Here is a 17,859-nt window from a genome sequence, read left to right on the forward strand (position 1 = left end):
GGGCACTTACTGTTGCGCCTACGTGACAGCCCCCCACCCACAGGATCGCCATGCGCCCCATCCCCTCCGTCATGGCCGTCTGTGTGTCGGCCCTTCTGCTCACCTCCTGCGGAGTGGGCAGCAGCGACACCGCGGTGAGCCCCAAGAAGGGCGACGACATCACGCTGGGCCTGCTGCTCCCCGACCGGGACACCAGCCGTTTCGACCGGTTCGACTACCCCCTCATCAAGAAGGAGGTCGCGACCCTCACCCACGGCAAGGGCAAGGTCAGTTACGCCAACGCCGGGGCGAGCGAGAAGCGGCAGAGCCAGCAGTTCCAGCAGATGATCGCCGACAAGGTGGACGTGATCCTGGTGGACGCGGTGGACGCCAAGGCGATCGAGCCCGATGTCCAGAAGGCGAAGGACGCGGGCATCCCCGTCATCGCCTACGACCGGCTCGCCCAGGGCCCCATCGACGCCTACGTCTCGCACGACAACGAGCTCGTCGGCGAGGTGCAGGGCCGGGCCATCGTCGAGGCGCTCGGCGACAAGGCCGACACCAGCAAGATCGTCATGATGAACGGCTCCCTCGCCGACCCCAACACCGCCCTCTTCAAGAAGGGCGCGTTGGACGAGCTCAACGGCAAGGTCGTCATCGCCAAGCAGTACGACACCAAGGACTGGCTGCCGTCGGTCGCCAAGGCCAACATGAAGGCGGCGATCGCCTCGTTCGGGCTGAACAACATCGCCGCCGTCTACTCGGCCAACGACGACATGGCGGGCGCGGTCATCGACGAACTCAAGGAGGCGGGGGCCACGAAGATCCCGCCGGTGACCGGGCAGGACGCGAGCCTCGCCGCGGTGCAACGGGTCGTGTCGGGTGAGCAGTACATGACCGTGTACAAGTCCTTCCTGCTGGAGGCGACCAACGCGGCGCAGATCGCGGTGTACAAGATCCAGGGCCGCGGCCTCCAGTTCGACGCGCTCATCCGCGACAAGGTCGACAGCCCCACCCAGAAGGACATCCCGTCCCTGCTGGTGCCCGTGGTCGCGCTGACCAGGGACAACATCCAGCAGACAGTGATCAAGGACGACGTGTACACCGTGAAGCAGATCTGCACCGCCGAGTACGCGGCGGACTGTGCGGCGATCGGCCTCAAGTAGGCGTTCCTCAGGGGCCGGTGCGCAGGCGTCGTACGACAAGGGCGGTGGCCGTCAGCGCGGTGACCGTGCCGAAGGCCAGGTGCACCGCGGTGTCGGCGGGGGTGAAGGACGCCACCGCGTTGCCGAGCACGCTGAGGACGAGCAGGGGCCAGAGCAGAAGGTTCACGGGGTACTCCAAGTGGCTCGGGTGTTCTCGGTGCTGACGACGTTCTCGGTGGTGACGACGCTACGAGCCGGAGCCCGGTCCGGCCGATCCAGCGGTCCGCCCGGTCCGGGGTACAGCAGGCTGTACTTTCCGGCTCCCGGCCGCACTCCGGACTCCGTTTCCGCCTAGGGTCGTTGTCCTCCAGCCAGAGGGGGTTCGGATGGCCACCGCCGACGTCAAGAGCCTTGCCGTGGGGACCGCCACGACCGCGGCCGCTGCGCTCGGCCAGCTGGTCTCCGGACTCGGTACGGCCGTCCTGGCGCCGTTCGTGCTGCTGTGGCTGGTGCTGGCGCCCGGCGGAGTGCGTGTGCTGCACGCCCTGGCCGGCATGGAACGCGTCCGGCTCGCGCGGTGGGGCCCCGAGGTCATCGCCCCCGCGCCCCCGCCGACGCGGCTGTGGACCGCCCTCGCCGACCCCACGACCCGGCGTGAACTGCTGTGGCTGGTCCGGCATCTGGCGGTGGGTCTGCCGCTGGGGCTGCTGGGCTTCCTCCTGCCGGTGCTCGCCGTACGGGACACCGCGTTTCCGCTGTACTGGCGGCTCGCCCCGAAGGACGCGACCGCCACGTCCATCGGGGTCGGCGTCGCGCACTCCTGGCCGGACGCCCTGGCCGTGTGCCTGCTCGGGGTGGGCTGGATCGCCGTCATGCTGGGGCTCACGCCCGGCATGGCACGGCTCCAGGCGGATCCGGGGCGCCGGCTGCTGTCGGCCGGTCCCGACGCGGATCTCTCCCTGCGTGTCGCCGAGTTGACCGCCACCCGGGCCGCCGCGCTGGACGCCCACGCCACCGAACTGCGGCGCATCGAGCGCTCGTTGCACGACGGCACCCAGAACCGGATCGTCACGGTGACCGTGCTGCTCGGGGCCGCCCGTCGCATGGTCGCCCGCGATCCGGCCGGGGCCGACGAACTCCTGGAGCGGGCCCAGTCCGCGGCCGAACAGGCGCTGGCCGAGCTGCGGACGGTCTCCCGCAGCATCCTGCCGCCGGTGCTCGCGGACCGGGGGCTGGCCGGGGCGCTCACCGGCCTCGCGGCGGAGAGCGCGGTGCCGTGCACGGTCGATGTCGAGGTGCCGCGGCGATGTGCGGCCTCCGTCGAGGCGACCGCGTACTTCGTCGCGGCCGAGGCGCTGACCAACATCGCCAAGCACAGCGGGGCGTCCCGGGCCACGATCACGGTTCGTGCCCCCGGCTCACGGCTCCTGCTGCGGATCACGGACGACGGCCGGGGCGGCGCCGACGAGCACGCCGGCTCCGGCCTGACCGGCATCCGCCACCGCATCGCCGCCCACGACGGCACCCTCCACCTGACGAGCCCACCGGGCGGCCCGACGGCGCTGGAGGCGGATCTGCCGTGCGGTGCGTGACGCAGCTCGGGGTTGCCGGTAGGGGCGCCGAGCGGCTTTCTGTGACGGTGCGCTCCGGCGTGCGGCTCGATGACTTCGGAGGCGGGCCATGTGGTGGGTGAGCGGCTGTGCGGGGTGTGGCGCGGCCGTGTGCGGTGACGCTGTTCGCTTGGCGAGCCTGCCTGGTGGGTCCGTCGGCTGGGGAGGTGGATCTGCTGCGCGGTGCGTGACGGGGTTCGGGTCTGCCGGTAGGGGTGCCGAGCGGCTGCCTGTGACTGTGCGCTCTGCCGTGCGGTGCGTGAGTGGCTGGGCGGGGGTGGCGTGGTCGCGTGTGGTGACGCTCTTGGCTTGGCGAGCCCACCGGGCGGCCCGACGGCGCTGGAGGCGGATCTGCCGTGCGGGGTGTGAGCGGCTGTGCGGGGTGTGGCGCGGCCTGTGTGAGGACGTTGTTCGCCCGGCGAGTGCGTCGGGTGGCCCGATGACCCTGGAGAGGGACCTGCCATGCGGATCGTGATCGCCGAGGACGACCCTCTGCTGCGGGAGGGGCTCGCCCTCCTGTTGCGGGCCGAGGGGCTGGACGTGGTCGGCACCGCCGGCACCGCCGAAGGGGCACTCGACGCCATCGACGCGCACAGGCCCGACGTGGCCATCCTCGACGTACGGATGCCGCCCACGCACACCGACGAGGGGATCCGCGCGGCCGTCGAGGCCCGGCGGCGCAGGCCCCAACTCGCCGTCCTCGTGCTGTCCGCCTACGTCGAGCAGAGCTTCGCGACCGAGCTGCTGACCGGCGGGGTCGGCGGGCTGGGCTATCTGCTCAAGGAACGGGTCGGCCGGGTGGAGGAGTTCCTCGACGCGCTGCGCCGGGTGGCCTCCGGCGGCACCGCCATCGACCCCGAGGTCGTCGCGCAGTTGTTCACGCGGTCCCGTCAGGACGCACGACTGGAGCGGCTCAGCCCGCGCGAGAAGGACGTACTCGCCCTGATGGCCGAGGGCCTGGGCAACAGCGCCATCGCGGAGAAGCTGTTCGTGACCGACGGGGCCGTGCACAAGCACATCCGGAGCATCTTCGCGAAGCTGGACCTGGCGCCGACGGACCAGGTGGACCGGCGGGTGGCGGCGGTGTTGCGCTACCTGGAGGACGCGCGCCGGGCCCGCTGAAGTACAGCCTGCTGTACGGGGAGTCGGGGCGTGCGCGGCAATGATCCGAGGGCGCCGCGCTGGTGTGCTGGAGCCATCACATCAGCCCCCTCCGAAGGGATCCGCGGTGAGCGTCCACGTCCCCGTGAGCAACGAAACCAGCAGCGAGACCAGCACTGAAACCCGACCCGCTCCGCAAGCGGACGGCGGCCTGCGCGGCAGCATCCGCCGCAACCCCCTGACCTGGTTCTTCACGCTGGCCTTCGCACTGAGCTGGGCCGCCTGGACGCCGTACGTCCTTTCCGAGAACGGCCTCGGCGTCTGGCACTTCGCCTTCCCCGGCTCCGGCGGTGCCACCCAGGTCACGGGCGTCCTGCCCGGCGCCTACCTCGGCCCGATCGCCTCGGCCCTGCTCGTCACCGGGATCACGGAGGGACGCGCGGGCCTGCGGACCTGGCGGGCCAGGATGACGAAGTTCAAGGTGAGCCGGCGCTGGTACCTGGTCGTCCTGCTCGCCGTGCCGGCCACGCTGACGCTCGCCTCCGTCGCGCTGGCCGGCCGCGGTCCCGCACTGCCGCCCGCGATGGTCCTCGCCGCCTTCCTCCCCGGACTGCTCATCCAGATGATCACCACCGGTCTCGCGGAGGAGCCCGGCTGGAGGGAGTTCGCGATGCCGCGGATGCAGCGCCGCTACGGCCCCCTGACCGCGACCCTCCTCGTCGGCGCGCTGTGGGGCTGCTGGCACCTGCCGCTGTTCCTCACGGAGTGGGGCGGCGGGCCGCACGTGGCGTGGACCGTGCCGGTGGAGTTCATCGCGATGACGATCACGTTCAGCTGCGTGATGACCTGGGTGTTCAACAAGTCCGGCGAGAGCATGCCGCTGGTCATGCTGCTGCACACCGGAGTCAACAACTTCTTCTCGATCGCCTGGTCGGACATGTTCCCCTCGCTGTCCGACGGCGACCTGGCCCACGCCCTCCTCCTCAGCACGACGGCGGCGGCCCTGGTCCTGCTGGCCGCGACCCGGGGCCGGCTGGGCCTGCCCGCACGGTGACCCGCACCCAGCGCACCCGAACGGGCTCCCGGCGCCTCCCTCGTCGCCCCGGGAGCCCGTTCGGGTGCTCCCCCTGATGCTGTTCGTCGCTCGCGCCGGATCGGATGTCGTTTCGCCGCAGAAATGTCGATCGAGCTCGCGCCTACTTCTGCGCGCCGCCCGCGAACTGGAGGGAGATGTGCCGCAGCACCTCCGCGGAGGTGTCGGTGCGGCCCGCGTCGTGGACCTCGGCCAGTTGTACGAAGGCGAACGCGAAGCAGTTGGCGATGCTCGCGATGGCGGGCCCCAGCTCCTCGGCCACGGCGTCCGCCGCCGCGAGGCCACTGGCGTCCGCGGGCAGGTGGATCCGTGGGAGGGTCTCCACGAGAAGCGCGGAGATCGCCCCGGTCAGCGAGGCCTGCCGGTCGGGGTGTTCGCGGACCTGCCGTCGCATCTCCAGTGCCTCGGTGAGGATGCCGACGACGTTCTGCATGACCTCTCGCTGCTCCATGGACGCAGCGTAAGCGCTCCGCGGGGAGGCTGGTACGGGGCGGATGTCGGCAGCGTGTGTCGCAGGGCGTGTGTGTGTCGCAGAGCACAGGAACTCCGGGTCGAGGTGCGGAGCGTTACGGGTGTGAGGGAAACAGAAGTGGCGGAACCGGACCGGGCGCGGATTCGGGCCGGGGACCGGGCGGCGTTCGGGGAGTTGTACGACCGGCACGCGCGGGCGGTCTACAACCACGCCCTGCGGCTGACCGGGAACTGGGCGGAGGCCGAGGAGGCGATGTCCGAGACCTTCCTCGCCGCCTGGCGGACGAGGGAGACGGTGGAGCCGGAGGGCGGCTCGCTCAAGCCCTGGCTGCTCGGCATCGCCACGCACAAGGCGTACAACGCCAACCGGGGTCTGCGGCGCAGGCTCGCCTTCCTGGCCCGCAGCCCTGAGCCGCGCCCGGTCGAGGACTTCGCCGAGGAGACGGCGGGCCGGATCGACGACGCCCGCCGACTGGCCGTCGTGCACCGGGCGTTGGCCCGGATCGGACGGCAGGACCGTGAGGTGCTCGCGCTGTGCGTGTCCGCCGGGCTCGACTACCGGCAGGCCGCCGAGGCGCTCGGCGTCCCGGTCGGCACGGTGCGCTCCCGGCTGTCCCGCGCCCGGGCCCGGCTCGCGCGACTGAGCGCGGAGGAACAGGGGCGAACCGGTATGGAACTACCCAGGTCCTACGGAGAGATGGAGAGTGAGGCCGCGCTCGCGGCCCTGTTCCTGCGGGAGGAGACCCGATGAGCGAGGCCGAGGAGCTGTTGTCGACCCCGGCGGAGTGGGACCTCCCGCCGGAGCGCCACCGTCACTTCAAGGACGTACTGATGCAGCAGATCGATCACGACACAGCGGTCACGCCTCGGCGGAGCCGGTTCCTGCGGCCCGCCGTACTGGTGCCACTGGCCTCCGCGGCCCTGACCGGCGCCCTGCTCGTGACCCTCTCCGTGGACGGCCGCGGTCCGGCGACCAGGTCCGCCCCGTCCGCGACCACGGCCGGCGCCTCCGTCACCCTCAACCGGATCGCCACGGCCGCCATGGCGAGTGACACGGTCCCGGTGCGGGACGACCAGTTCGTGTACGTCAGGACGCTGGAGCGCGAGAACACGGGCAGCTTCACCGGCCCCGTGCGGCTCGGCGCCCTGCACACCGAGGAGCGCTGGACCTCCCAGGACCCCGGCCCGCTCCGGGTCACCGGGTGGATCAAGGCCAGCGGCAAGGACGCGATCATGCCGGACCAGATGATCCCGATCGAGTCCACCGACCCGGTCCCGGTCGGCGTCGCCCACCCCACCTACCAGTGGCTGGCCTCGCTGCCCACCGACCCCGACGCGCTGCTCGCCAGGCTCCGCGAGGAGGCCGGGCCGGTCGAGGGCGAGTCGCGCGACCAGGCGGTCTTCTCCCTGATCGGCGATCTGATCGGCGGCACCGTCATGCCGCCCGCGAACGCCGCAGCGTTCTACAAGGCGGCCGCGAAGCTGCCCGGTGTGCGGGAGATCCCCGACGCCGTCGACGCGGCCGGCCGGCACGGGATCGCCATCACCCTCGACGACACCGGCTTCGCCACCCGCCACGAGTGGATCTTCGACAAGAAGACCCTCGCCCTGCTCGGCTCCCGCTTTTACGTCACCGACCCGGACCGGGGCATCACGACCGAGACCCTGTCCGGCACCAGCGCCGTGATGGAGACCGCCGTCGTCGGCAGGAAGGGCGAGGTGCCTGCCCGGGCCGCGGCACGCTGACGTCCCTCTGATGCCCGGTGGCGCACAATGGCCGCCATGAGCATCGTCAAGATCAACGTACTCACGGTCCCCGAGGAGCAGCGCGAAACGCTGGAGAAGCGGTTCGCCTCCCGCGCGGGGACCGTCGAGAACTCGGACGGATTCGAGTGGTTCGAGCTGCTGCGCCCCGTCGAGGGCACCGACACCTACCTCGTCTACACGCGCTGGCGTGACGAGGCGGACTTCCAGAAGTGGATGTCCGGGATGGCACAGGCCTCGCACGGGGGCGGCGGCGAGCAGGACCGCCCCCGGCCCGCCGCCTCCGGCTCGACGCTGTGGACCTTCGAGGTCGTCCAGCAGGCTGCGCCCAAGCAGTGACGGCGAGGGGACCCCGGGCACGGATCCCGGGGTCCCCGCGGTGTCCTACAGCGTGACCTGTTTGCCGCCGAAGGTCACGATCAGGCTGCCGTCGGAGGCGTAGGACCAGCCCAGGGCGCCCGCGTAGGTGGAGCAGCGGGAGCCGTTGGTGCCGGACCAGAACTGGTTGGAGCTGTCGGCGTCGCCGACGTACCGGTCGTTGGCTCCGCTGTTGCACGAGGTGTTGCCGCGGAAGACCGAGGTGCCGGTCTCGAAGTTGAAGTTGCGCTCGGTGTTGGCGACGGAGACGTTGCTCGTGATGGTCATCGAGCCGGGGTTGCTGTTGTAGGTGAACCCGTGATGGCCGTTGCCGTAGGCGACGCTGTGCTGGACCACGTGGTTGACCGCGATGTCGTCGCCGCCGAGCTTGTAGCCGTTGCGGTCGCCGTTGCCGGCCTGGGAGCCGTCGGTGAGCGTGCCGTTGCCGTAGGACAGCGAGTACTCGATGGTCACCGGGCCGATCGCGCCGGTGTCGGTCTTGGTGTAGAGGTCCCAGCCGTCGTCGATGTTGTTGTGCGAGACGGCGTACCGGAACACGTTCCCGGTGCCGGTGGTGAGCTTCGCGGCGAAGCCGTCGGCGTCCTCACCGTCGGAGTCGGCGTTGTCGTGGGACTCGGCGCTCAGGATCAGGTTGTTGGCCGGCCACTGGCTCGCCGGGGTGGAGGAGGCGATCCGGCCCAGCTGGAGGCCGGTGTCACGGTTGAAGCGGGTCACCGTGCGCTCGACGACGTTGTTGCTGCCGCCGACGTAGATGCCGTTGTCCCCGGCGCGTTCGACGACGAGGCCGTAGATCTTCCAGTAGTTGGCGTTGAGCTGGATCCCTCGGTTGGTCGAACTCTCGCTCTGTGCCGAGAAGTTGAGCACCGGAGTCTCGCCCGGGTAGGCGGAGAGCGTGGTGCGTGCGGACGAGGTGCCGTTGCTGCCGGCCGGGATGGTCACCGTCGAGGAGTAGGCGTACGTCCCACCGCGCAGGTAGATCGTGCCGCCGGCGGAGATGCGGCTGATCGCCGAGGTGAGGGTGGTCGGGGCGGTCACCGTGCCGGCCGCGCTGTCGGTGCCGCTCGGTGACACGTACAGGGCGCTGCTCGACGGCGGGGTCGTCGTGCCGGACGTCTCGGCGTCCAGGTAGTCGACGTTGGGCAGGCCGTTCGCGCCGGTCGGGTTCAGCCGGACGGTGTTGCTGCCCGCGTTCACCGGGACGGTGAGCGTCTTCGTGGTCCAGCCGGTCCAGGTACTGGTGGACTCGAAGGACGCCGACGAGACCGTCGAGCCGTTCACGATGATGTCCGCGGGGCGGGCGGTGGTGGTGCCGTTAGCGAAGCGGACGCTCAGGGTCGCCGTGCCCGATGCGGGTGCGGTCACGGTGAACTGGGCGTACGCGCCGGTGGCGTTGGTGCCGTTGCAGAATCCGCTGCCGGAATAGCCGGCGTACTCGGTCTCGATGGCTCCGGTGCAGGTGGCGGGTGCGGACTCGGCCTCGTAGCGGGTGGTGGCGGCCTGTGCTGTGGTGCCGGACAGTGCGACGAGCGTGCCGGCGATGAGGCCGACGGATGTGATGACTGGTCTCAGGTGCATCGTTCGTCTCCATGGTGTGCGGCGACGGGGGCACGTATCGTTCGGAAGGTAAGCGCTTGCCATGGCCGCGTCAACGGTTATGTATGTGATCGTTGTTCATGGACGCGAATTGGATACGGTGGCGGCATGACGCTCTTCGTGAAGATCTGCGGCCTGAGGACCGAGCAGGACGTCGACACGGCCGTCGAGGCCGGCGCCGACGCCATCGGGTTCGTCTTCTCCGACAGCCCGCGCCGCATCGCCCCCGCGACGGCGGCGCGGCTGGCCGCCAGGGTGCCCGAGAGCGTCGTGACGGTGGGTGTGTTCCGCCGCGAACCCCTGGAGTACGTACGGTCCGTGGCCGCGGAGTCGGGCATCGGGGCGGTCCAGCTGCACGGACCCGAGGACCGCGACTACTACGCCGACCTCGCGTCCGGCGGCTGGACCCTGATCCGCGCGGCCGCCTTCGGCGACTCCGTGCCGCGCTGCGGGGAGCTGGGCGAGGACATGCTGCTGCTCGACGCCCCGGTGCCGGGGTCCGGCATCGCCTGGGACTGGTCCCGCAAGCAGGTGGCAGGCGCCGGCGAGAAGTGGCTCCTGGCCGGGGGCCTCACCCCGGAGAACGTCCGCGAGGCCGTCGACGTCACCCGCCCCTGGGGCGTCGACGTCTCCAGCGGCGTGGAGGCAAGCCGAGGCGTCAAGGACCCCACCCTGATCACCGCGTTCATCGGGGCAGCACGGGCCGGGGCCCACGCCGCGGGGTGAGTCCCTGAACACGCCACAGCGCCCGCCGCCGGTCAGGTCGACCGGCGGCGGGCGCTGTGGCGTGGCCGTTCTTCACGGCCGGCAGTCCGCTCCGCGCGGGTTACTTCTGCGTGGACGGAGACGGGGACGGCGTGCCCGTGTCCGTCGGCTTTTCCTTCAGCGGGACGAATGCCAGCGCGTCCCAGGCGATCGAGGCGTCGCCGGTGCCGTCCGCCGTGGCCGAGCTCAGCGAGACGCTCGGGGTGGCCTTGAACTCGTAGGAGCCCAGGGAGACCCAGGTGTTCTTGCCGCCGGTGTCCTGCGAGATCGTCTTCTCCACGACCGTGCCGTCACCGACGTCGATGCGGTACGTCGCCGACGGGGTGTTGGCCTCATGGTCGGGCAGGTGCACCATGACCTCCGCCCAGCCGCCCAGCTTCCGGTCCGGCGTCCAGGTACCGGTGACGACCGAGTCGGTGTAGCTCGGCACCCGGGTGTGGGTGAGCCAGAAGTGCCCGCCGAAGCCCGCCCCCAGCTGATGGAAGTCGATCTTCGAGGGGTACACGGTCGCGCCGTTCTGCTGCGCCGACCCGAAGGTGAACTTCAACGTCCCCCGGCTGGTCCAGTTCTTCTCGCCCGCACACGGGTTGGCGTCACCGACCCGGAACTTCACCGTGTTCGGCACGTCGTCCACGATCAGCGCGTTCGCCGGGAGCGTGGACGCGCAGGCCGCCGGGTGCGGAGCCGCGACCGCCGGCTCGGGGTCGGTCGCCTGGTACTTCAGCACCTCGGTGCCGCAGGTGGTCGTGCAGTCCGTCCAGCTCAACGGCTGGTGCCACCAGCACTTGAAGTCGTCCCGCTGGCAGGGCCCCTCGGGCTGGGTCGACCCCTCGACCTTGCGCGGCTTGGTGATGTCGCAGTCGTTGAGCGTCGGCTTGCAGAACGTGTCGTGCGGCGGCTGGGCGTCGGGCGCGTTGCCGGTGGGCCAGTCGCCGACGGTGAACGCCCGCACGGTCGCCCCGGTCGCCGGGTCGGTCTTCTGCTGGGAGTAGGCGGCCCAGCCGAGCACCCGCTCCGGGTACGACCACAGGTTGGGGTTGCGGGCGTCGTCGTAGCCGGACGACAGGAACATCTTCCGGTCGGCCGGGTAGAGGCCGTTGGCCGGGTTGTTGAACCAGCCCAGACCCCACGGGGCGCTCGCGTCCGTCGAACTGGGCAGGTTGAAGCCGCTGTTGTAGGCCCACAGCGCGAGCCACCAGTTCTCCAGGTACTGCGGGTCGCCGCCGTTGACGAGCAGACCCTTGTCGTACAGCTGGTTCCACTTGTCCTGGAGGATCTGGAGCCCCGCGGCGATGTTGGCCGCGTAGTCCACGGTGATCGCCTGCTGCTGCTCGGCGGTGTAGGTGGTGTCCGCCCCGGCCATGCCGCTGGTCACCTGGGAGATGCCGTAACCGCAGTCGGCGGCCGCCCAGTTGACGGTGTGGACGCTGCCGGCGTTGCCGTAGTAGCCGCCCTGGATGAAGTTGCTGCTCTCGCCCGCGGCCGCCCGGGAGCTGGCCTGGAGCAGGTTGGACTCCTGGGACAGCACCCCGAGCATGATCTGCGCGGGCACCCGGCCGCCGCCCTTGAGCGGGGTGGACGGGAACAGGCCCTGCGGGGTGTACGACGGGAGTTCGCCGCCGTTCCAGCCGCTGCGGCGCCGCACGTCGAGCTTGCCCTGCACGGCGAGGTCCGTCGCCCACTCGGCCTGCGCGGTCGAGGGCTGGAGCGACTGGAGCTTCGGGTCGTTGCGGGTGACGGCGCAGGCGCGGTCGGGGTCGGTGGTGGAGGTCGACGGGTCGTCGTCGCCGGGGGTGAAGCTGTTGGTGTGGATCCCGTCCGTCAGGGCCGGGGACTGCTCCTCGCCCTGAGTCCCCTTCGGCGCCTTGGGCTTCACACGGAAGCCGACGGTGGTGTCGGAGCCGGGCAGCACCGCGTCGATGCCGACCGCCTGGGCGATGTCCGCGGCGGCCTTCCTGCCGCCGGCCGCCTCCGTGCCGTTGCCGACGGAGGTCAGCGCGAGGTCGCCGGTGGTGGAGACCTCGGCGGACGCCGGCACGTCCAGCGTCCGCCAGCTCTTCGGCAGGGCCGGCACGGCGTCCTCGGCGTCCTTGCCGGTCACAAAGACCCGGCCGCCGTTGCCGTGCACCGCGAGGGCGCCGAGTGCGCCGGAGCCGAGGAGCTTGTCGGAGCCCGCCGAGGTGACCCGGCGGACCTGCACCTTCTTTCCGGCCGGGACCTGGTAGGCGAGCCCGCTGTGTGCGTCCGGCACCAGCCGGAACGGCGTGCCGTCCGTCCTGGCCAGGGTGCTGGTCGCGCCCTTGGCGTCCACCGAGACCACGGAGTCGCCCCGGGCGGCCGCGATCTTGTTCCCGAAGGGCACGGCGGAGGTGAGCTGACCGGCGACGGTCTGCTGCCGGACCAGCTCTCCCTTTTGGGCGTCGACGGTGAGCAGTTGCGTGCCCTCGCCCTCGGGGCGGGTGAGGACGGCCTGTTCGCCGTCGCCGCAGCCGGGGTTGAAGTAGGCGAGGGAGACCAGCTCGGGCAGCTTGGTCACGGTGCCGTCGGCCAGGTCGACGACGGCCGCGAACGCTCCCTGCTGGAAGCCCTGTTGGTCGTTGACGGCCTGCCGGGGGGCGTAGACCACGACGGCACGGTCGCCGGACCCGGTCACACAGGTCTGGCCGATCCACTGGTCGGTGTCGATGCCCGGCTCGGACAGGGTGGCCGCGGTGTGCCACGTGTAGGCGTCGGCAGCGTCGGCGACCAGGACGTGCAGTCCGGTGCCGTCACCGTCGTAGGTGACGATCCGGTCGCCGGACTTCTGCCAGCCGGACGGCAGTTGGGAGGTGTCGGTGACACGGTTCCCCGGTGTCGGGGTGGCCGGGTCGGAGGGGCTGGTCAGGGCCGCGGAGGCGAGAGGGGCGACGAGGGCCAGTGCCAGTACGGACATGCCCGAGGCCGCGAGTATTCTCCCGCGCCGGCTTTTCGGCACCCAGCGGTGCCTTCCGCCTGGATATTCACGAGTGGTGCGCAAGGAATTCCGCCTGAATTCATTTGTGAAGGTCGGGTACCGGCAACGACGTTCCCCCAGGCCGGTGACGCGGAAGCTATCAGTCCGCCATGAGGGCAACGGGAGTTCGAGGTGGGCTACCCGGCGGTATCCACGGAATATCCACGAGATCCAGGCAACGTATTACTCCTCGTTGAGGTCTCATCAACAGGTAACCCCTGAAACCCCCCACGCATCACGAGGAACAGTGAACGTGTCGAAGAGCACCAGACGTCTCAAAATCGCATTCGTTTCCGTCGCCGTGGCCCTCGCCGGTCTGGCAGCCGCCGGTCCCGCCGCCGCGGCCGCCCCGGCCAAGCCTGCCGCGGCCTCCGCGCAGGCCCAGCAGCCCGCCGTACCCGTCGACTTCGTGGACCTGCCCACCACAGCCCTTGTGGCCGACGGCGAGCGGCACGAGGTCACCGTCACCTACCGCAACGACTCCTCGGCGGACCGGACCGTCGCCCCGCAGCTCCTGGTGGAGTCGCCGGACGCCGGCCCGTTCCTCACCCCGTCGGACGTCGTGGTCGAGCAGCGCACCGCGCACGGCTGCTGGCGGCCGGTTCAGACCGCGAGCCAGACCGGCACGCTCTTCACCGACCTGACGACCGCTCAGCGCACGCTGCACGCGGGCGAGACGCTGACGCGGGTCTACCGGGTCACGGTGACGAACCCCGACGCCCGGGGAACGGTGCTGCCTAGGGTCGCGCTGTACTGACCCGCTTGCCGTGACGCGAGAGGGCCCGGGCCTCCTTCCGAGACCCGGGCCCTCACGCTGTTATCGCAGCGAGCCGATGTGGTCCACCCGGTCGCTCACACCGTTGCGGAGTTCGGTGAGCGTCGTGCCGGGCGGAGCCACCGTCGGGGTGGACGACGGCGGTTGGGTCTCGTCCGCGCAACTCGCTCCGCGGGCCGGGACCTTCAGGTCCACCAGGTAGCTGGTGATCGCGTCCGTCGCGCAGGCGCTGCGGCCGAAGGCGGTGTGGCCCTCGGCCTTGAAGGTGAGCAGGCGGCCGTTGTCGAGCTCACGGGACAGGGCCACCGCGTCCTGGTACGGGGTGTCCGGGTCACCGGTGTTGCCGATGACGAGGATCGGTGCGGAGCCCTTCGCACGGAAGGAACCGCCGTAGCGGCTGACGTGCTCGCCCTTCCACTGCACGCAGGCCGTGGCGTGCTGGTGGTCGTAGGTCGGCGGGCCGTAGGCCATGGCGGGGCCCAGCAGCGGGGCGAGCCTGGCGTTGGTCGTGACCTGGCGCCTCAGCAGGGCCCGGTCGGTCGGGTACTTCTTGTCGACGCACTCGACGACGACGTTCGGGTTGAGGAAGTCGAAGCTGGCCGGGGACGGCGGCCGCAGCAGGAACGACGTGTTGTCGCGCTGCTGTGCCTTGCGCAGGGCCTCGCCGAAGGAGGGCCAGATGACCTTGCCCTCGTTGATGTTGAACATCAGCCGGTAGACGAGGGTGTAGCCGTTGGCCTGGCCCCCGTTGGCGGTGGGCACCGGGTTGGCGTCCAGGTCCGCCTTGAGCTTCTGGAACGCGGCCCGCGGATCGCCGTCGCCGAAACCGCAGGTCGCCTGGTCGGCCTTGCACCAGTCCAGGAAGCGGCCCATCGCGCCGTCCAGGGCGAGGTACTGCGGCCGGTCGTAGGCGTAGGGCCGGCTGGTGTAGTGCTCCGGGTCGTACGCCCCGTCGAGCGCGAGCGCGCGGACCCGGTCCGGGAACATCGCGGCGTAGACCGTACCGATGTAGGAGCCGAACGAGCGGCCGTAGTACGTGAGTCGGTCCTCACCGAGCGCCTGCCGCAGGAGGTCGATGTCCCGGGCCACGTACTGGGTGCCGACGTACGGCAGCAGGTCGCCGGCGTTGTTCTGGCATGCCTGGTCGAAGTCGGCGGCCTGCTGGACGGCGGGCTTGTAGGCGCCGGGGCCCGGGACGCCCTTGGCGGCGGTGACGGCCTTCGTGTACGTCGCGTCGTCCCAGCACACCACCTGGGAGCTGCGGCCCACCCCGCGCACGTCGTACCCGAAGACGTCGAAGTCCTCGCGCAGGGCGGCCGGCAGGTCGGCGTAGTTGCCGCGCACGAAGTCCACGCCGGAGTTGCCGGGGCCGCCGGGCTGCAGGAAGAGCGTGCCCTTGCGCTGGGAGGGGTCGGCGGCCTTCTTGCGTATGACGGCCAGGGTGATGGTCCTGCCCTGCGGTTCCCGGTAGTCCAGGGGCACTCGGGCGTCGGCGCACTCGAAACCGCCCTGGCAGTCCGACCAGGTCAGGGTCGGTACCGGGGCGGTCTCGTGCTGCTCGGAGGCCCACGCCTGCGGCCCGGTGCAGGCCACGGCGAGCGCGCTCGCCGTGGCTCCGGCGAGTCTGAGTCGTCGGAACTTCACTGTTTTTGTTCCCCCTTGGGCTGGCCAAGTCTCAAAGAACTGGTTGTCTCACAGGGAACACACAGAGGAACAGGCGTTCCGGTTCCCGCGGGGTCGTGAGGGAACGGAAAAGGCGGTAGTCCCGGAGGTGGACGCGGAGGCCGCCGCGTACTGCGTTCTCAGTAGCGGGGATTGTCGGCAGGCGCACGACGACTTCGCGGGTCTCGTCCGGCCAGTCTGGGTGGACCGTCCGGCACCAGATGTGGAGATCCCCCGCCGTGGCTACTTTCCTTTATCGCGTGGGCCGCCTGGCCTTCCGGCGTCGCTGGTACGTCGCCCTGGTCTGGGCGGCCGTTCTGGCCGCCGTCGGGCTGGGAGCCCTGAAGGCGCCCGGCGCCGCCGACGAGGGGTTCTCGATGCCGGGCATCGAGTCCCAGAAGGCGTTCGACCTGATGGAACAGCGCTTCCCGGGGTCCACGGCCGACGGCGCGACCGCGAGGGTCGTCTTCGTCGCGCCGAACGGCCAGAAGGTCACCGCCGCCGACCACAAGAAGACCGTCGAGGAGACCGTCGCCGACCTGGCCGGCGGCTCGCAGGTCGCGAGCGCCGTGAACCCGTTCCAGGCGAAGGCCGTGAGCAAGGACGGTACGACGGCGTACGCGACCGTCACCTACAAGGTCGCCGCCGACGGCCTCACCGACGCGAGCAAGGAGCAGCTGGAGCACGCGCTCGAGGAGGCCCGGGACACCGGGCTGACCGTCGACGCGGGTGGCTCCGCCATGGCCGACGGCGGTGGCGCGGGCGGTACGGCCGAGCTGATCGGTGTCGCGATCGCCGCGGTCGTCCTCCTCGTCACCTTCGGCTCACTGGCCGCGGCCGGACTGCCGCTGCTGACCGCGCTCATCGGCGTCGGCGTCAGCATGGCCACGATCCTCGCCCTCTCCGACGCCCTCGGCCTGTCCACCACCACCGGCACCCTCGCGATGATGCTGGGGCTCGCCGTCGGCATCGACTACGCCCTGTTCGTCGTCTCCCGGTACCGGGAGGAACGCGCCGGGGGCAGGGCACCCCAGGAGGCGACGGCCCTCGCGGTCGGTACGGCCGGTTCCGCGGTCGTCTTCGCGGGTCTCACCGTCGTCATCGCCCTCGCCGGGCTCGCGGTGGTCGGCATTCCGATGCTCACCAAGATGGGCCTGGCCGCGGCGGGCGCGGTCACCGTCGCCGTACTGATCGCGCTGACCCTGGTCCCGGCGTTCCTCGGCTTCTGGCCGAACGCGGTGCTGCGCCGCAAGGACCGCGGGCCGGGCCGTACCGGGGAAGAGGCCAAGGACAACGGCGGCACCCGCTGGGCCCGGTTCGTACTGCGCCGCCCGCTGCCCGTACTGATCCTCGGTGTGGTCGGCCTCGGCGCCCTCGCCCTGCCGATGACCTCCCTCCAGCTGGGCAATGCCCGGCGACGAGGCCAAGCCGACCTCCACCACCGAGCGCCGGGCCTACGACGCGCTCGCCGAGGGCTTCGGACCGGGCTTCAACGGTCCGCTGACCGTCGTGGTGGACGCGCAGGGCGACGACGACGCGAAGGCGGCCGTGGCGGCGATCTCGAAGGACATCGGTGCGACGAAGGGGATCGTGTCCGTCTCCCCGGCCCGGTTCAACGAGGCCGGCGACACCGCCGTCTTCTCGGTCGTGCCGTCCACCGCGCCGACCGACGAGAGGACCAAGGACCTCGTCACGGCCATCCGCGGCGAACGTCCCGGCATCGAGTCCGGGACCGGCGCGACCTACGAGGTCACCGGCAGCACCGCGCTGAACATCGACATCTCCGAGAAGGTGCAGGCCGCGCTGGTGCCGTATCTGATCGTCGTGGTGGGCCTGGCGATCGTGCTGCTCCTCGTCGTCTTCCGGTCCCTGCTCGTCCCGCTGAAGGCGGCTCTCGGCTTCCTGCTCTCCGTCCTGGCCTCCCTCGGCGCGGTCGTCGTGGTCTTCCAGGAGGGGCACGGCGCCGGACTGCTGGGCGTGGAGACCAGCGGCCCGATCATGAGCCTGATGCCGATCTTCCTGGTGGGCATCGTCTTCGGCCTCGCCATGGACTACGAGGTGTTCCTCCTCTCGCGGATGCGTGAGGCGTACGTCCACGGAGAGACGTCCCACCAGGCCGTCACCTCCGGATTCCGGCACAGCGCCCGGGTGGTCGTGGCCGCCGCGCTGATCATGATCGCGGTCTTCGCGGGGTTCATCGGCGAGAGCGACTCCATGATCAAGATGATCGGCTTCGGCCTCGCCTCCGCCGTCCTGCTCGACGCCTTCGTGGTCCGGATGGCCATCGTGCCGGCCGTGCTCGCCCTGCTCGGCGACAAGGCCTGGTGGCTGCCGAAGTGGCTGGACCGGATCCTGCCCCGGGTGGACGTGGAGGGCGAGGCGCTGACCCGGGGCGCCGACACCCCCGAGCCCGCGCCCGCCGGCCAGGAGGCCGCGCGCGTCTGACCGCCGGCCCACCCCCCCACAGGGGCCGCCCGTGTCGTCGTACGACACGGGCGGCCCCGTTCCCTCACCATGGGCCCTGAGCCACC

The 17,859-nt window shown here is 71.0% G+C and carries 14 protein-coding genes and 1 pseudogene; 10 read left to right on the forward strand and 5 right to left on the reverse strand.

Annotation, left to right across the window (positions count from 1 at the left end; translation table 11 throughout):
* Nucleotides 1-50 precede the first annotated feature (50 nt).
* Nucleotides 51-1,145: a sugar ABC transporter substrate-binding protein gene (locus QF027_RS25280; protein ID WP_307077210.1), complete on the forward strand. Its 1,095-nt coding sequence runs from the start codon at nt 51-53 to the stop codon at nt 1,143-1,145.
* Nucleotides 1,146-1,152: 7 nt separating this feature from the next.
* Here QF027_RS25280 and QF027_RS25285 read toward each other — a convergent pair whose 3' ends face one another.
* Nucleotides 1,153-1,311: a hypothetical protein gene (locus QF027_RS25285; RefSeq protein WP_167347980.1), complete on the reverse strand. Its 159-nt coding sequence runs from the start codon at nt 1,309-1,311 to the stop codon at nt 1,153-1,155.
* A 199-nt stretch (nt 1,312-1,510) separates the two neighbouring features.
* Here QF027_RS25285 and QF027_RS25290 point away from each other — a divergent pair, with 199 nt between their 5' ends.
* From QF027_RS25290 to QF027_RS25300, 3 genes are all read left to right on the forward strand, one after another.
* The gene (locus QF027_RS25290) at nt 1,511-2,716 is read left to right on the forward strand and encodes a sensor histidine kinase (protein ID WP_307077212.1); all 1,206 of its coding nucleotides are present in this window, start codon (nt 1,511-1,513) and stop codon (nt 2,714-2,716) included.
* A 480-nt stretch (nt 2,717-3,196) separates the two neighbouring features.
* Nucleotides 3,197-3,856 carry a response regulator transcription factor gene (locus QF027_RS25295; protein WP_307077214.1) on the forward strand — a complete coding sequence of 220 codons (660 nt, stop codon included), beginning with the start codon at nt 3,197-3,199 and terminating at the stop codon, nt 3,854-3,856.
* A gap of 124 nt (nt 3,857-3,980) precedes the next feature.
* A complete protein-coding gene (locus QF027_RS25300; protein WP_306978710.1) occupies nt 3,981-4,889 on the forward strand; it encodes a CPBP family intramembrane glutamic endopeptidase in 909 nt (302 codons plus the stop codon).
* 142 nt (nt 4,890-5,031) lie between these two features.
* Here QF027_RS25300 and QF027_RS25305 read toward each other — a convergent pair whose 3' ends face one another.
* On the reverse strand, nt 5,032-5,379 hold the full coding sequence (locus QF027_RS25305) for a hypothetical protein (protein ID WP_266562161.1): 348 nt from the start codon (nt 5,377-5,379) through the stop codon (nt 5,032-5,034).
* Nucleotides 5,380-5,502: 123 nt separating this feature from the next.
* On the opposite strand from QF027_RS25305, the gene QF027_RS25310 reads away from it, so the two are divergent.
* From QF027_RS25310 to QF027_RS25320, 3 genes are read left to right on the forward strand one after another with little or no spacing between them, the layout of a single operon-like run.
* Nucleotides 5,503-6,150 (forward strand): RNA polymerase sigma factor, encoded by a 648-nt coding sequence (locus QF027_RS25310; RefSeq protein WP_307077216.1) that lies wholly within the window; start codon nt 5,503-5,505, stop codon nt 6,148-6,150.
* Nucleotides 6,147-7,145, forward strand: coding sequence for a CU044_5270 family protein (locus tag QF027_RS25315; protein WP_307077218.1), 999 nt, complete (start codon nt 6,147-6,149; stop codon nt 7,143-7,145). The genes QF027_RS25310 and QF027_RS25315 overlap by 4 nt, the downstream gene beginning before the upstream one ends.
* 36 nt (nt 7,146-7,181) lie before the next feature.
* Nucleotides 7,182-7,502 (forward strand): antibiotic biosynthesis monooxygenase family protein, encoded by a 321-nt coding sequence (locus tag QF027_RS25320; protein ID WP_306978707.1) that lies wholly within the window; start codon nt 7,182-7,184, stop codon nt 7,500-7,502.
* A gap of 45 nt (nt 7,503-7,547) precedes the next feature.
* Here the strand turns inward: QF027_RS25320 and QF027_RS25325 are convergent, their stop codons facing one another.
* A complete protein-coding gene (locus tag QF027_RS25325; RefSeq protein ID WP_307077219.1) occupies nt 7,548-9,116 on the reverse strand; it encodes a carbohydrate-binding protein in 1,569 nt (522 codons plus the stop codon).
* Nucleotides 9,117-9,242: 126 nt separating this feature from the next.
* Between QF027_RS25325 and QF027_RS25330 the strand changes: the two genes are divergently transcribed.
* On the forward strand, nt 9,243-9,860 hold the full coding sequence (locus QF027_RS25330; protein WP_307077221.1) for a phosphoribosylanthranilate isomerase: 618 nt from the start codon (nt 9,243-9,245) through the stop codon (nt 9,858-9,860).
* Between the two features lie 100 nt (nt 9,861-9,960).
* Here the strand turns inward: QF027_RS25330 and QF027_RS25335 are convergent, their stop codons facing one another.
* Nucleotides 9,961-12,831 carry a golvesin C-terminal-like domain-containing protein gene (locus tag QF027_RS25335; protein ID WP_307077223.1) on the reverse strand — a complete coding sequence of 957 codons (2,871 nt, stop codon included), beginning with the start codon at nt 12,829-12,831 and terminating at the stop codon, nt 9,961-9,963.
* A gap of 313 nt (nt 12,832-13,144) precedes the next feature.
* On the opposite strand from QF027_RS25335, the gene QF027_RS25340 reads away from it, so the two are divergent.
* Nucleotides 13,145-13,648, forward strand: a complete 504-nt coding sequence (locus tag QF027_RS25340) for a signal peptide protein (protein WP_307077225.1) — start codon at nt 13,145-13,147, stop codon at nt 13,646-13,648.
* Nucleotides 13,649-13,708: 60 nt separating this feature from the next.
* Here QF027_RS25340 and QF027_RS25345 read toward each other — a convergent pair whose 3' ends face one another.
* The gene (locus QF027_RS25345; RefSeq protein ID WP_307077227.1) at nt 13,709-15,310 is read right to left on the reverse strand and encodes an alpha/beta hydrolase; all 1,602 of its coding nucleotides are present in this window, start codon (nt 15,308-15,310) and stop codon (nt 13,709-13,711) included.
* Between the two features lie 257 nt (nt 15,311-15,567).
* Between QF027_RS25345 and QF027_RS25350 the strand changes: the two are divergent.
* Nucleotides 15,568-17,773, forward strand: a pseudogene (locus QF027_RS25350) (MMPL family transporter).
* Nucleotides 17,774-17,859: the final 86 nt, after the last annotated feature.

This window comes from Streptomyces canus, assembly GCF_030816965.1.
Classification (GTDB): domain Bacteria; phylum Actinomycetota; class Actinomycetes; order Streptomycetales; family Streptomycetaceae; genus Streptomyces; species Streptomyces canus_E.

What these genes read in the sequence shown, in the direction of transcription:
- QF027_RS25280 (WP_307077210.1), top strand. Translation starts at nt 51, where the DNA reads ATGCGCCCCATCCCCTCCGTCATGGCCGTCTGTGTGTCGGCCCTTCTG.
- QF027_RS25290 (WP_307077212.1), top strand. Translation starts at nt 1,511, where the DNA reads ATGGCCACCGCCGACGTCAAGAGCCTTGCCGTGGGGACCGCCACGACC.
- QF027_RS25295 (WP_307077214.1), top strand. Translation starts at nt 3,197, where the DNA reads ATGCGGATCGTGATCGCCGAGGACGACCCTCTGCTGCGGGAGGGGCTC.
- QF027_RS25305 (WP_266562161.1), bottom strand. Translation starts at nt 5,379, where the DNA reads ATGGAGCAGCGAGAGGTCATGCAGAACGTCGTCGGCATCCTCACCGAG.
- QF027_RS25315 (WP_307077218.1), top strand. Translation starts at nt 6,147, where the DNA reads ATGAGCGAGGCCGAGGAGCTGTTGTCGACCCCGGCGGAGTGGGACCTC.
- QF027_RS25320 (WP_306978707.1), top strand. Translation starts at nt 7,182, where the DNA reads ATGAGCATCGTCAAGATCAACGTACTCACGGTCCCCGAGGAGCAGCGC.
- QF027_RS25325 (WP_307077219.1), bottom strand. Translation starts at nt 9,116, where the DNA reads ATGCACCTGAGACCAGTCATCACATCCGTCGGCCTCATCGCCGGCACG.
- QF027_RS25330 (WP_307077221.1), top strand. Translation starts at nt 9,243, where the DNA reads ATGACGCTCTTCGTGAAGATCTGCGGCCTGAGGACCGAGCAGGACGTC.
- QF027_RS25335 (WP_307077223.1), bottom strand. Translation starts at nt 12,831, where the DNA reads ATGTCCGTACTGGCACTGGCCCTCGTCGCCCCTCTCGCCTCCGCGGCC.